The sequence below is a fragment of the Marinobacter alexandrii genome, from assembly GCA_039984955.1.
In the GTDB taxonomy this organism is placed as follows: domain Bacteria; phylum Bacteroidota; class Bacteroidia; order Cytophagales; family Cyclobacteriaceae; genus Ekhidna.
In genome coordinates, this window is the sequence record JBDWTN010000007.1 from 928626 (window position 1) to 943093 (window position 14468).

The window sequence follows — 14468 nt, forward strand, 5'->3', positions numbered from 1 at the left end:
CAAATTAAAAACAAAAAAGCCTCAGATTTCTCTGAGGCTATCTAGTAGCGGGGACTAGACTCGAACTAGTGACCTTCGGGTTATGAGCCCGACGAGCTACCAACTGCTCCACCCCGCGATATGAGTGCAAAATTACGTCGCTTATATTTTCTTACCAAACAGATTAGAAAATATAGTTTTTGCTTCTGCCACTATGCCAATTATTAAGGTGAATTTTCTGTACATCGCTATACCTCTTTACTCAAGATCATGTGCTCTCATTTAACTTAATCAAGAAGGAAAGCATTAGTATGGTTAGGGTTATACTCATAGCTTTGCCTGTGAATGGAGAATACGAAAGAATTTAAGTCTGGTTTTGTCAATATTATCGGTAGGCCCAATGTAGGTAAGTCTACACTACTTAATGCTTTGATGAATGAAAAGATAGCCATCACCAGCAGTAAAGCTCAAACAACTCGTCATCGGATGTTTGGCATTTTAAATGATGAAAACCATCAAATCGTTTTTTCTGATACTCCTGGAGCTATAGATCCTGCATACAAACTGCAGGAAAAAATGATGGGTTATGTTCGTATGGCATTAGACGATGCAGACGTCATTCTCTTCATGGTCGCGTTAGAAGACAAAAATGAATACCCTGAGCTTGTAGATATGGCGTTAAGGGCAGGTGCTCCGGTTATTTTCCTTATCAACAAAACTGATCAGAACAAGGGGTCACAAACTTTTGATAAAACAACTTATTGGAAAGAGTTGTATCCTGAATTGGAAGTAATAACGATTTCAGCTCTAGAAGAGCAAGGAACCGATGTTCTTCTGGATAGAATTTTGGAATTACTCCCAAATCATCCTGCCTATTTTCCGAAGGATGAGATGACAGATAAAAGTGAGCGTTTCATTTGTGCTGAGATAATACGCGAGAAGATCTTCATGAATTACCAGCAGGAAATACCCTACAGCTCAGAAGTGGTGGTGACTAGCTTTAAAGAAGAAGAAAAAATCATCCACATTGATGCTGAGATCTACGTAGAGCGTGACAGTCAAAAAGGCATTATCATTGGTAAGAAAGCCGAATCTATCAAAAAAGTTGGGATGCAGGCCCGGAAAGATATGGAGGCCTTCTTTGGTAAGAAGATTCATTTACAAACCTTTGTGAAAGTAGAGAAGGATTGGAGGAAAGATGATCGGAAGTTGAGTAAATTTGGTTACTAATAAATCCTAAACCTTATGCGTAAATTCTCTCTATTCGCTATAGTATTCTTCTTTTTACTAACAAACTCACACTCTCAACCGATTCCCCGTACAAGTGATGAGAACTTATCAAAAGTTGACAAGCTATACTACACCTGCAAAATTTGGGGATTTCTGAAATACTACCACCCATTGGTAAGTAAAGGTTCCTACGAATGGGATGAAAAAATACAAAAGATAATCTCCCAAACAGCAGGCTATCAAACTCACGAAGCATTTTCGGAATACATTGCTCGCTGGATTTATTACATGGGCCAAATCAAACCCTGTAACACTTGCAATCAGCGAAACTCAAATGAAGTATTTCTGGAAAACTTTGATTTATCATGGACTCAGGATAGACGCTTCACTGAAAAGTTTAGAAGTACTTTTAAAAACATCGAGAAAAATCGATTTCAGGGCGACCACCACTACATCGAGAAAGGAAAGATAGGGGAATTCATTCCCAAAAATGAGCAACAACACTTCGATCTCAACTGGAAAGATGAGAACCAAAGGCTCATTCCACTTTTTAGATTCTGGAACTATGTCGAGTACTTTTATCCATACAAATATCTGACTGAGCAATCATGGGATGATGTTTTAAAAGAAATGATTTCAAAATTTTTGGAAGTCAATACAAAAGTTGAGTTTCATTTGGCTATGTTGGAGTTGGTGGTGAAAATAGACGACAGTCATGCAGGCCTAATGACCACAGTGTTAGAGGGAATGCCCTATTATAACTATCTACCAGCACGCTTTGATATCATCGAAAATCAAGCGGTGATAACAGAGATAATTGATGCTGCTAAATCAAGACAAGCAGACCTTCAATTGGGAGATGTAATTACCAAGATTAATGGAAAGCCTGTCATGCAGGTTCATAATGCTAATAAAAGGTACATCTGGGGTTCAAATGAGGCCATCAAAGATCGAAGTATCTATCACACTCTTTTCATGGGAATGCAAGCCCCCGTCGATGTGACGCTAGAGCGCGATGGTTCTACGAAAATGGCTAGCCTCTCACTCTATAAGTATTCTGACATTAGCTATTCAAAGGCAAGCCAAAAAGAAAAGTGGACTACTTACGGTGATTCAATCGGCTATGTAAACATGGGAGAAATATCCTCAGGTGATGTAGCTCCAATGATGAGTGAATTGAGCGATAAAACTGTCATCATTTTTGATGTAAGAAATAGTCCGAAAGGAACTTATAGAGCGGTTTCAAAATACCTCAATCCATCGGATACGACATTCGCTATCTACACCAAACCCGATTTTACCTATCCTGGGAAGTTTGTTTGGGAAGGGAAGGCTAAATGCGGTAGCAATAATCCTGATTACTTTAAAGGAATGATTATTTTATTGGTTGACGAAAACACCCAAAGTCACGCAGAATTCACCTGTATGTCTCTTCAGACTGCTCCAAATGTAGTTGTGGTTGGTAGTCAAACTGCAGGAACAAACGGGAAGGTTTCTAAGTTTCCAATAATCACAAGTCAGTATACCGCCATGTCTGGGACAGGTGTTTATTACCCGAACAGAAGTGCTGTACAGCGTGTTGGAATTACACCTGATGTTTATGTCGAACAGACAATGCAGGGAATCAAAGAGAAGCGAGATGAGATACTCGAGAAAGCAATTGAGATCTCAAAAGAAAAAATAGCAGAGGAGATTGCAGAAGCCAAAGCAGCATTAGAAAAGGCCCTAATGGATTCCATGATGAGACTAGACTCACTAAGGTTAGATTCACTTCAAATGAACGCAATACCTATTGACACGCTTAGGTTAGATACATTGAGGATTGACACATTGAAGGTCGATAATATCGAGAAAGACCAATAGCTCTCACATAGTATTTTACCTGATTTAAAGAACCAACTAGAGCTCTTGTCTAATTTTTATAGGATGATCTCAGGAAATATGTAGATTTATGCATTAACCTATCACGATTTCAGAACCTAATCGCAGTTTTTAGCAAGTATTATGTTGAAGAATATCACCATTAAAAAGCATATGATGCTTTTTATTCTTGGCAGTACCATAATTATTTATCTAGGAACACTCACTGCCATCAGTTTGAATTTGCGCAAGAGCTACCTCAAAGAAGGAGAAGAATTAGCCAATACACGTGTTCTCCAGATGGCCAATAATATTAAATCGAAAATGAATGAAGATCTTTCGATTGCCCGGTCAATGGCTACTATCATAACTGAATATTTAGAACTTCCTGAAAATGATAGAGTCGATGCACAACGTCGAGTATTTAATAGCATTATGAGAGATCATCCAAATTATGAGGCAGCATGGATGAGTTGGGAATTAGGTGCCATTGACCCAACATGGGGTGGACTCAATGGAAGAAGAAGGTTCACCCTTTTTAAGAAAGATGGGAGACTAACAGAAGTAACAGAAATAATTGATACGGATGCTCAGAATCCCACTGGCGATTATTATCGAATAAGGTCGAATCCAAATTTTGAAATGAGTGAACCATATATCAGTGATGAATATATAGATGGAGTAACCAATACCTTATGGATCACATCTCCTTGTGTGCCTCTTTATAAAGAAGGAAAATTTGCAGGTTTGTTAGGAACTGACTATTCGGTAGAAAACTATGTAGAATTATCTCAAATCGATAAAATCTACGGACGGGGATATTCTTTTATATCATCAAATGGAGGTGCTCTAGTTTCTCATTCGTCAGAAAAGACCACTAAGGAATCCACTCTCAAATCACTGAGTTTTTTCGATAACTCAGAAACGAATATTAACCTGATGATAAAAAATGGTGAATCTAATAGTTTCACTGTCTATGATGAGAAATTTAATGAAACTGTATACGTGACTTTTGCTTCTGTTTTACCATCAGAGAGTATCCTTCCATGGAGTGTAGGAATGGTGATTCCAATTTCTGAGCTTACCGCTCCTTACAGTGGATCAATTAACCTAACAATAATTCTAGGGATAATCGGTTTGGTCATCTTGAGCTTAGTTATTTATCGTGTTTCGAATACTATTTCAAAACCCATTGAAAAAACAAACCATCTTTTAAAATCGATTTCAGAGGGCAATATTGTTTCTGAAAAACTAGAGAATAATGGAATAGGCGAGATTTCTGAGATGACTCGATCCTTAAATAATTTGATCGAAGATTTACATGTGAAAGCCGAATTATCCGCAGAAATAGGAAAAGGCAATCTGGAAGCTGAGTATGAATTGAAGAACGAAAATGACGTATTGGGTAAATCATTGCTAAAAATGAAAAGCAATCTTCTTGCTGTTATTAGCGAGACAGAAGAGGTAGTCGCTCAGGCAAGTTTTAAAGGAAACTTGTCAGCACGCATAGACCTTGAAGGTAAGGAAGGCGCCTGGAAAGATTTAAGCATGGCTATTAATGGGTTATTATCATCTTTTTCAAAGCCATTGATTTCGCTTAATAAAATAATAGATAGTATGGCTACCGGAGATCTAACACAACGCTATACGGAAGTTTCAGATGGAGATATTAAGGTTATGACGGATAACCTCAATATAGCTCTGGACACACTCAATAACTTGTTTCTCCAAATAGCTAGTAGCTCCAATATCATTGAAGAGTCCTCAAAAGATATGTCCTCTTTTACTCAAGAGTTGAGTACAAATACTAACCAGATTTCATCGGCTATTGCTGAAATGAGCAGTGGGGCAAACACGCAGGTATCGAAAGTAGATGAGTCGTCCAATCTTGTAGAAGGAATTTTAGCCTCTGCTAACGAAATGGAAACCCGTGCCAATCGAATTCACAAAACAGCGAAAACGGGAGCAGAAAATAGTGAGAAAGGAATGAGTATGATGAATAATGTAGTGGAAAGTATCAGGGATATCGCCAAGTTCTCTGATAAGACTACTGCATCAATGAGTGTATTGACAGATCGATCAAGTGAAATCGAACGAGTCTTGGGTGTAATTACAGAAATAGCAGCTCAAACTAATCTTCTGGCACTAAATGCTGCCATTGAAGCTGCTCAGGCTGGCGATGCTGGAAGAGGATTTGCTGTGGTCGCAGAAGAAGTACGGAAATTAGCAGAAGATTCAAAAAAATCCGCAAGTGAAATTGAACGTCTGATTTTTTCAGCTCAAAACGACACCAATGATGCCTCACGTGTAATTTCTGAGATGAACAAAAGTGTTAAAACAGGGGAAGAAACGGCAAGTTTAGCTTCTAAAACATTCAATCAAATTCTGGAGTCCTCAAACGAAACACTATCTTTTTCAGAAGACATTCTAAAAGCAGCTCATGCTCAAATAAATAATATTAGTGAGGTTGTGAGCATCACAGAGGGCATTGTCGTCATCGCTGAAGAAACAGCAGCAGGAACTGAAGAGGTGGCAAGTTCTGCAACAGAAATGTCTGCTGGAATGATGAATTATAATCAAAAAACTCAAAGCCTTGTTGATATCGCTATATCATTAAGAGATAGTCTAAGTCTTGTCAGAATACTTAAAGTAAATCATTCAGAAGAGAATCTTAATGAGGCTGATCAAAAGGATACCGAAAATTGAAATCAATAATACTTGCATCATAATTTCGACATTCAATGATTCATCACCCCGCCTTAAAGAAAAACCTAAAACAGAGTAATCGAAAAGCTCTCCTTTTTCGGATCATTAGACGTTTATTATCCTTTAAATTGAGTTCGAATAAATTTCATCTTCAATGAAAAAATGCTTTCGATATTCAATCATTCTAGTTCTTCTCTCCAATTCACTATTGGCGCAATCAGGAAAAAAACTTAGTAAGATTTTTGCAGAAATAGATGAAGTAAATAAGTCTTATTCTGTCCGAAACACTATTTGGAGCGGTAAACATCCAAAAGAATACACCTTTCAGAGAGTAGATGCTAAAATCGAAACCGCAGATAAACTTCGAGGCAAACTTGAATTATTAAGCTCCATCCCAGATGATAAGCTATCAGATCAAAACAAGATCAATAAACAAATTAAAATCCTTCAATTAAGAAATTCAATCAGTCAGATTGATTATAAAATATATCTTATCCCTTTCAATTCAGAGGGCGGTTTCTTCAATTCTCCTTCATTCTTCCTTCCAAATCTTCCTTTTGAATCCATACAAGATTATGATGATTATCTAGAATGGCTTCCCTCCTTCACAAATTTCATTACTTACAATAAAAGCCTACTTCAGAACGGAATTGATGAGAAGATTCAAGCTCCAAAAGTTATCGTGAAGAATATTATCTCCTTGTTAGAACCATGGACAACAAATGAACTTTACAAAAATCCGTTCTATCAGCCTATAAAGAATATACCCTCAGATATCTCTGAAAAAGACAGAAAAAGAATTGAAGATCAAGCAGCCGGCATAATCAAAGGCAAAATTCTTCCAGTCTATCTCGAACTAATGGATTTTCTTAAAAATCAATATTTGGTATCCGCTCCAGAGAAAATTGGAATTGGTGAAATAAAGAATGGCAAGGCTTATTACGAAAATAGAGTTCAGCACTTCAGCACGCTGAATATTTCTCCAGACTCAGTATTTACGATTGGTGAAGCTGAGGTAAGCAGGATTAGAAAGCAAATGGAGAATGTGATAACAGAATTAGATTTTAAAGGATCATTCGCTGATTTTCTTCAATTTCTTCGTACGGACGAACAGTTCTATGCTAAGTCAGGTCAAGAACTATTAAACTATGCCGCTTGGTTGAGTAAAAAGGCAGAAGGAGAGCTTCCAAGGCTTTTTTCTAAGCTTTACGAATTGCCATTTACCGTAGCTCCTGTTCCTGAAAATATTGCCCCCAACTATACCAGCGGTAGATATTCTGGCGGTAGTAGAACTCAAAATAAGTCTGGTGCTTATTGGGTAAATACATACAATTTATCAAGTAGAACACTTTACACTCTTCCAGCACTCACTCTACATGAGGCGGTTCCCGGTCATCATCTACAAATTCAGATTGCTTCAGAATTAGAAGATATACCTGACTTTAGAAGAACATACTACATAAGTGCATTTGGTGAAGGATGGGGGCTGTACGCTGAATACTTAGGTGAAGAAATGGGCATGTATGAGACTCCATATGATTTGTTTGGAAGATATACCTATGAAATGTGGCGTGCTTGTCGTTTGGTGGTAGACGTAGGAATGCATTATAAAGGTTGGACAAGAGAAGAAGCCATCAATTTTATGTCAAAAAATACAGCTCTTTCACTCCATGAAGTAAACACCGAAATTGATCGGTACATAGGCTGGCCAGGTCAAGCGCTTAGTTACAAACTCGGTGAGTTAATGATAAAGAAGTTAAGATCGCGGGCAGAGACCAAACTCGGAGAAAGGTTTAGCATTCAAGAGTTTCATAATACGATCCTAAGAAATGGATCAGTACCATTACCAATTCTAGAGGAACAAGTGGATAAATACATATCTTCCACTCAAGAAGACTAACTGGTTCTGTTTTAGCTATCTTCGCGTTTTAATACTTATTTTCAGCATTAATGGCTAATATTCTAGCAATCGTAGGCAGACCGAACGTAGGGAAATCCACTCTTTTTAATAGACTAGTAGAGAGTAGACAGGCAATCATGGACAATGAGTCCGGCGTGACCAGAGACCGTCACTACGGCTATGGAGAATGGAATGGTAAGAAATTCACTGTTATAGATACTGGAGGATATGTAGAAGGTTCTGATGACATTTTCGAAGGAGCCATTCGAACGCAGGTAAAAGAAGCGCTTGAAGAGGCAACAGCCATCTTATTTATGGTTGATTGCGATACAGGACTGCATGGTCTGGATCAGGATTTCGCCAATGTCGTACGAGAAATTAAAAAACCTGTTTTTCTAGTTGCCAATAAGGCCGACAATCAAGAAAAGCATTTGGCATCTAATGAATTCTATAACCTAGGAATGGATGCCGACCTATTCCCAATAGCTGCCGCAAGTGGCGCAGGAACAGGTGACTTGTTAGACGAGGTAGTGAAGGAGTTTGATAATGAGGAATTACAAAAAGATGATGTTCCTCGTATTGCTATTCTGGGGAGGCCCAATGTCGGTAAGTCTTCATTTGTAAATGCTTTGGTCGGTAAAGAGCGAAGTATTGTCACGGACATAGCGGGCACCACCAGAGATGCAGTAAATACACGCTACAATCTATTTGGTAAAGACTTTATACTTACAGATACAGCAGGAATACGCAAAAAATCTAAGGTCAAGGAAAACATCGAGTTCTACTCCGTACTACGGGCGCTTCAGGCACTTCAAGATTCTGATGTTTGTATTGTGATGATTGACGCAGATAGCGGCATAGAAGCACAAGACATGAACATCATTGGCTTAGCACATAAGTATAAAAAAGGCGTTGTTTTGATGGTAAACAAATGGGATCTACAGGAAAAAGATTCCAAAACAGCAGACACCTATAGAAAATTTCTAGAAGAAAAGCTTGGCCCGTTAAACTATATTCCTGTCATCTTCACATCCGTACTGAATAAGCAACGAATCATGCAAACTTTGGAGTTGGCACTTCAGGTTTACGACAACAGGTCAACAAAAATTTCTACTTCTAAGCTTAATGAGATTATGGGCAAAGAAATTGAAAGTTATCCTCCTCCTGCTGTTAGAGGTCATTACATCAAGATAAAGTATATCACCCAGCTTCCCACACACACTCCAACTTTTGCTTTCTTCTGCAATTTCCCTCAGTATATTAAGGAACCTTATCAACGATATTTAACTAACAGGATGCGAGAGCATTTTGATTTTCGGGGTGTTCCAATAAAAATGGTCTTCAGAAAAAAATGACTTCAGAGAAAGTCTTTCAAAAATTTGTCCCCGAGGCTTCAGTCGGCTACTGCGTGAAGCTTTACGAACGTTTAGGATTCGAATTTAAAGTTAAAAAAGCACGTCAAACAAAACTTGGAGACTATAGATTCAACCCTAAAATCAACAAACATACGATTACGGTCAACAACGACCTCAACGTCTTTGCTTTTCTGGTTACCTACCTTCATGAGGTAGCTCATTTGATTGCTTTTAAGCAGTTTGGCAGAAAAATATCTCCTCATGGAAAAGAATGGAAGCAAGCTTTTAAGGAGGTTTCTGAACCCATGCTTACCGAGGATGTATTCCATAAAAGTGTATTAAATGCATTGAAGAGGTATTTCAAAAATCCTAAAGCTTCCAGTTGCTCAGATCCCGTTTTATATCAAATCCTTAAACAATTTGATGAGCCTTCAGACAAGGTTCTGTTAAAAGAGGTTCCTATCGGACAAGAATTTGAATTTAATAGCAAGTCTTTTATTAAAATTGAAAAGAAACGAACCCGCTCCATCTGTCAGGAAATAACTACCAAAAGAAACTATCTCATTTCCGATTTGGCTGAAGTTATCCCGTTTACTGCTTCTGAAAAAGGTCTGCCAAGGACTATTTAAAGATTTTTTTTCCTTATTTTAACAAAACCAAAAATCACTTCTGCTGGGAGTTCATGTTTAATGAGAAGAAGATGTCCCAAACGATAGCTGTATACAATTTCAAAGGTGGTGTGGGTAAAACCAGTACTACATTAAGACTTGCACACAACTGGTCAAGATCATTCAAAGTACTAGTCATTGATTGTGACCCTCAAGCTAACCTCACGCAAGCTCTTTCTGAAGAAAGTCATTCCAATACGCTCTTTTCTCTCACTAAGAAATTACTTCATAATGAGCAGCCTGAGATCAAACCCGTAGAGATTCATTCATATCTCCACCTGATTCCTGGTGATTATCAAATGGCTGAGATAGAATCCAATACTCAGTTCATTTCTTTTGGACATATCATATTTTACAAGCTACTTTCTGCTATTAAGCATGATTATGATTTTATTCTATTGGACTGCCCTACTCATTTTGGGGTTACCGTAAAATCTTTCATCGCCAACACCAATAGTATCTTGATTCCCTCCACTCCTGGTTCGTTTTCTGTCACTGGCTTTAAGAAACTAATGACTTACCTCAATGAGGTAAAGAAGGAAAAGCCTCTTAGTATTCTTGGCATATTTTTCAATTTATATCGAAAGAATACCCTTCTACATCAAAAGATCGTACGAGAGGCTGAGCAAGAATTGGGAGACCTTATTTTAGACCAAAGGGTAAGGGAATCAATACGTGTGAGTGAAGCAAATCAACAAAATGAATTGCTGTATTCTTTTACTGATCAAAGCGCTGTTGCTGAAGACTTTTTAAAATTGAGTGATGAAGTAATCTCAAGAATGAATAGAGTGACTCTTACGGAAATTGTGGATCAACTCTCAAGTCAGGAAGTAAATTAGATAGTCAATCTTCGAGTGATCAATCCATTCACCAATTCATAAAATCGCATGGGTGGTAATGTACGCCACTTTTCTATTTGCAGACTTCCGGACATATTGATGTAGTTATCAATGTTATAGTTTTTCATCTCATCAATAACGTGTTCGCTGAAGTTCACGCCTGCTATCCATCCATCTTCCACATCTTCAAACCACTCTTCATAGTAGCAATCATCGCTCCCATGAAAATTCATAACATTTTCACCGATCAACACATACTTTGTTATTCCAAAATCGGATAAATGCTCGATGATATTTCTCTTGAACTGCATGATGTCATTATTCAGTGCATCATTCCACTCACCGATCATTTGAATCACTACAAATCCTAGATCATAGTCAGTAAATAGGATTTTAATGTAAAGCGTTTCTGATCCAAAGAAATCCCAAGCAGGGTCGATGTAGTAGCCGTAGATATTTTCAGAATAAAGATCATAGTTATACTCCTTTCCTGCAAAGGGTGAACGATCGTCATGACTGGAGTTGTAGTATTGATTCCAGCGTTCGTAAGGAGTAATGGTATGCATCCAAGCAAATGTAGATTCGGAGTAATTGGAAACAAAAAAACCTGACTATATGGTCAGGTTTTTTTGTTTGAAAACTAATCCTAATTAGTCCCCGAAGATATATCTTAAACCAACTTGCATTCTCCAAATTGAAGCAGTGTTATTAACTTCCCAAGCAGTGTCTCTATCTGAATATGTATAGAGAGGCCTTCCTGTTCCTGTTTCAGTTCCTTCGTACTGAAGAAGCTCATAAGTATTAAAATTCACAAAGTACTGCTTACCCCAATCCTTGTTTAGGAAGTTTGCAAAATTTTCAATGTCAACGGTGAATTGTAGTCTATTCACAGAGTTACCTGTTTTCAACTTAAATTCTTGCATGAATCTTACGTCAATTAGAGCCGTCCACGGAGTACGTGCGCCATTTCTCTCTGCGATCTTACCTCTATTTTCACTTAGGTAATCATCTCTCTCTATGAAAGCATTCAACTCCGCCCATGTGGCATTTTGCGTCGCAGCATCAAATGCTGCTCCCTCTTCTCCAAACAGAATTTCATCTTGGCTAGCAGGAATGTATGCTTGATCGTTTCCAAACGAACCATCACCGTTTAGATCTCCATCTACTATGTAGCTAAAAGGAGATCCAGACTGAGCACTAAAGAACACACCTAATGAGGTAGAAGTAATTTCAGAGTACTCGAACTTATAATTCGCGTTTCCTACTATTCTATGTCTCAAGTCCCATACGGAAAAACTTAAATCTGCAGCGTTCGGATTACCAGGGGTTGGGTTAAATTCCCATCCTGAGTTAGCTGTTGTATGTGTACCACCATTAACATCTTTAGATACGCCATATGTATAACCAAGCATAGCAAAAAGATTGTTACTCCAAGATTTGGTTAGCTGCGTAGTAAAACTGTACTGATGTCCTTTGTTTGTGTTGGTCAACAGAAATACATCTCCAAAGTTGTTGCTAACTGAAGATCCAGGAAATGTAGGCCTGTTACTTTCTGTAGCTATTGTGCCATCAGAAGGCTGCAATTGAAGGTTCTGATACTGAATTGCATTGATGGTCTTTGAATAGATAGCTTCAAACGTACCAGTCATTCCCCATGGTAACTTAGCATCAATTGCAAGGTTTGCTCTCAATTGTTGGGGCAATTTAAAATCATCATCAATTGCATCTATCTGAGATGTAGGGGCGTTGGCTTGCCTGTTCTCAATCTCTTGTCTTACCGACGGATCATCAACATCTACACCCAATATATCTGCTATATAAGCCTCATAGGTTCTATTTCCATCTGAAGATAGAGATACGTTATTACCACCTCTGCTTATTCTTTCATCCGCCCGAGCAGTTGTAGCTCCTGCATTTGTATAGGCGTTTGAAATCCATACAAATGGCACTCGACCTGTAAAGATTCCTACTCCTCCTCTTAACTGAATGCTTTTATCGCCATTTACATCATAGTTGAATCCAACTCTCGGAGACCAAAGTAACTGACCGTTTGGTAGATCGTTTGTTCTTCTATTAAATTCCTGCTCAAATGCTGGATTGGCAGTAGGCTCATCAAGGAAGAATGGAATATCTACTCTCAATCCTGCTGTCAATTTCAACTTGTCTGAATAATCAAACTCATCTTGTACATAAAATCCTGTTTGAAGGAACCTTAGGTCTACAGGCTGGAATCGATCATTGTAATAGTCAAGAGAATATCTTACTCTGAACCTTCCATTCGGACCTAGTTGATCGTTAAAGAAGTTATCCAAGCCATCGTATTCAAAGTGGCCAGGATATCTGTTTACGAAAGAGTTAAAGATCTTGAAAAACTCGTTATGAGTACCTATTGTGATCGTATGTCTATTTTTGAAAATAGTGAAGTTGTTTGTCAACTGACCAATACCTTGCTCAAGTCTGTTTCCAACAGAGCTTCTCTGGCTTCCTGCTATAATCGTATTTCCATCATCTGTATCGATTTCTACCTGAGGAAATAGCCCGCCATAATCATCAAGATTCCGCTCTCTGTTCGTTGAGGTATAACCAATAATTAAGTTGTTTGACTTATTATCACCAAACCTTGATCGAAGTTCCACAATAGTAGAGTTACTTATCACATCATTTAAGTACCCGTTATTTGAAAACTGTAGGAAGTTTTGACTTCTTCCGATATTTTCATCCGTTGCTTTCAAATAGCTATGTCTCACACTAATCTGATGATTGGCGTTTATGTTGTAGTCTATCTTACCAAAAAGCTTAGTATTTTCAGACTTTGGAGTAAGAGATCCAAAAGTACCCGCTTCGTAACCATAGTTAGTGAATAGGTAATCACTGACTGCTTGTGCCGTTTCAGAACTAATATTTGAAATATTCGAAGGAACATTCCCGCCAAATGCATTTAGTTCATCTTGAGAGACAAGGTTAATCTGGATTGGACTTTCGGCTACTTGTTTCTCAACATTGGCAAAAAAGAATAGCTTATCCTTTATTATTGGACCTCCTATTCGTGCACCGTATTGCTTATTGAAGAACGGAGATTGTCTAATAGGATCATCCCCTAATGTTTTACCTGCTAAACTCTCATTTCTAACAAAATAGTAAGCTGAACCTTCATAGTTGTTTGTACCACTTCTTGTAACTGCATTGATTCCTCCTCCTGTAAATGATCCTTTTGTCACATCGTAAGGTGCTACTAGGATCGAAATTTCTTCGATTGCGTCAAGTGATATCGGCTCTGCCCCTGCACTACTTCCTGGTAGACCATCTGCATTAAGTCCGAAAGCGTCATTATTGATAGCTCCATCAATAGTCACATTATTATATCTACTATTGCTACCTGCAATTGAAGTACCTCCGTTTCCAACACCTGAGGCTGCCTGAGGTGTAAGTCTCACAAAATCTTCAATGGATCGATTGATCGAAGGGTTTTGATTGATTGTTTGATTAGAAACATTTGTCGAAGCTCCAGTCCTCCCTGAGTTAATCAAATCATCAGTTTGTGACGTAACGACAACTTCTGCTAACGTTTGAGAGTTTTCTGCTAGGGTAAAATCTAAGTTTCTCTTTTCTCCTAAACCAAGATTAATTCCTTCTATGGCTTGAGTGTCAAAACCAACATAAGAAACGGTTATCTTATAAGGCCCACCGATTCTCATATTTAGAATTCGGAAGGAACCATTTACATCTGTAACGTTTCCATACTGCGTACCGGAAGGCTGATGTAACACGATCACGGTGGCACCAATCAGTGCTTCTCCGTTATTGTCGACAACTTTACCATTCATTGAAGCTGTTGTCACGCCTTGTGCAAAAGCTGACGCTCCAAATATGGAAAGTATCAGGATTAGTAAAAATTTCTTCATCTTATTTATTTATTGTTTTTATTAGGTTT

At 38.2% G+C, this 14468-nt stretch carries 9 protein-coding genes and 1 tRNA gene; 7 read left to right on the forward strand and 3 right to left on the reverse strand.

The annotated features are described in order from the left end of the window. Positions 1–45: 45 nt before the first annotated feature. Positions 46–118: transfer RNA gene (locus ABJQ32_10295), tRNA-Met, on the reverse strand. A 206-nt stretch (positions 119–324) separates the two neighbouring features. Here ABJQ32_10295 and era point away from each other — a divergent pair. From era to ABJQ32_10330, 7 genes are all read left to right on the forward strand, one after another. Next, positions 325–1209 carry a GTPase Era gene (gene era, locus ABJQ32_10300; protein ID MEP5290032.1) on the forward strand — a complete coding sequence of 295 codons (885 nt, stop codon included), beginning with the start codon at positions 325–327 and terminating at the stop codon, positions 1207–1209. 15 nt (positions 1210–1224) lie between these two features. After that, complete coding sequence (locus tag ABJQ32_10305; protein MEP5290033.1) at positions 1225–3072, forward strand: S41 family peptidase; 1848 nt, start codon at positions 1225–1227, stop codon at positions 3070–3072. Between the two features lie 141 nt (positions 3073–3213). After that, positions 3214–5775, forward strand: coding sequence for a methyl-accepting chemotaxis protein (locus ABJQ32_10310; GenBank protein ID MEP5290034.1), 2562 nt, complete (start codon positions 3214–3216; stop codon positions 5773–5775). 154 nt (positions 5776–5929) lie between these two features. Next, a complete protein-coding gene (locus tag ABJQ32_10315; protein MEP5290035.1) occupies positions 5930–7675 on the forward strand; it encodes a DUF885 domain-containing protein in 1746 nt (581 codons plus the stop codon). A gap of 50 nt (positions 7676–7725) precedes the next feature. Next, a complete protein-coding gene (der, locus tag ABJQ32_10320) occupies positions 7726–9030 on the forward strand; it encodes a ribosome biogenesis GTPase Der (protein ID MEP5290036.1) in 1305 nt (434 codons plus the stop codon). Further along, the gene (locus ABJQ32_10325) at positions 9027–9659 is read left to right on the forward strand and encodes a SprT-like domain-containing protein (protein MEP5290037.1); all 633 of its coding nucleotides are present in this window, start codon (positions 9027–9029) and stop codon (positions 9657–9659) included. Before der ends, ABJQ32_10325 begins: the two co-directional genes overlap by 4 nt. A 71-nt stretch (positions 9660–9730) precedes the next feature. Further along, positions 9731–10537, forward strand: a complete 807-nt coding sequence (locus tag ABJQ32_10330) for a ParA family protein (protein MEP5290038.1) — start codon at positions 9731–9733, stop codon at positions 10535–10537. Here the strand turns inward: ABJQ32_10330 and ABJQ32_10335 are convergent. Both ABJQ32_10335 and ABJQ32_10340 read right to left on the reverse strand, forming a co-directional pair. Further along, positions 10534–11103: a hypothetical protein gene (locus tag ABJQ32_10335; GenBank protein MEP5290039.1), complete on the reverse strand. Its 570-nt coding sequence runs from the start codon at positions 11101–11103 to the stop codon at positions 10534–10536. The two genes, ABJQ32_10330 and ABJQ32_10335, sit on opposite strands and share 4 nt — an antisense overlap. A gap of 84 nt (positions 11104–11187) precedes the next feature. Continuing rightward, positions 11188–14439, reverse strand: coding sequence for a carboxypeptidase regulatory-like domain-containing protein (locus ABJQ32_10340; protein ID MEP5290040.1), 3252 nt, complete (start codon positions 14437–14439; stop codon positions 11188–11190). Positions 14440–14468: the final 29 nt, after the last annotated feature.

What these genes read in the sequence shown, in the direction of transcription:
- ABJQ32_10330 (MEP5290038.1), top strand. Translation starts at nt 9,731, where the DNA reads ATGTCCCAAACGATAGCTGTATACAATTTCAAAGGTGGTGTGGGTAAA.
- ABJQ32_10325 (MEP5290037.1), top strand. Translation starts at nt 9,027, where the DNA reads ATGACTTCAGAGAAAGTCTTTCAAAAATTTGTCCCCGAGGCTTCAGTC.
- era (MEP5290032.1), top strand. Translation starts at nt 325, where the DNA reads ATGGAGAATACGAAAGAATTTAAGTCTGGTTTTGTCAATATTATCGGT.
- ABJQ32_10305 (MEP5290033.1), top strand. Translation starts at nt 1,225, where the DNA reads ATGCGTAAATTCTCTCTATTCGCTATAGTATTCTTCTTTTTACTAACA.
- ABJQ32_10310 (MEP5290034.1), top strand. Translation starts at nt 3,214, where the DNA reads ATGTTGAAGAATATCACCATTAAAAAGCATATGATGCTTTTTATTCTT.
- ABJQ32_10340 (MEP5290040.1), bottom strand. Translation starts at nt 14,439, where the DNA reads ATGAAGAAATTTTTACTAATCCTGATACTTTCCATATTTGGAGCGTCA.
- ABJQ32_10335 (MEP5290039.1), bottom strand. Translation starts at nt 11,103, where the DNA reads ATGCATACCATTACTCCTTACGAACGCTGGAATCAATACTACAACTCC.
- der (MEP5290036.1), top strand. Translation starts at nt 7,726, where the DNA reads ATGGCTAATATTCTAGCAATCGTAGGCAGACCGAACGTAGGGAAATCC.
- ABJQ32_10315 (MEP5290035.1), top strand. Translation starts at nt 5,930, where the DNA reads ATGAAAAAATGCTTTCGATATTCAATCATTCTAGTTCTTCTCTCCAAT.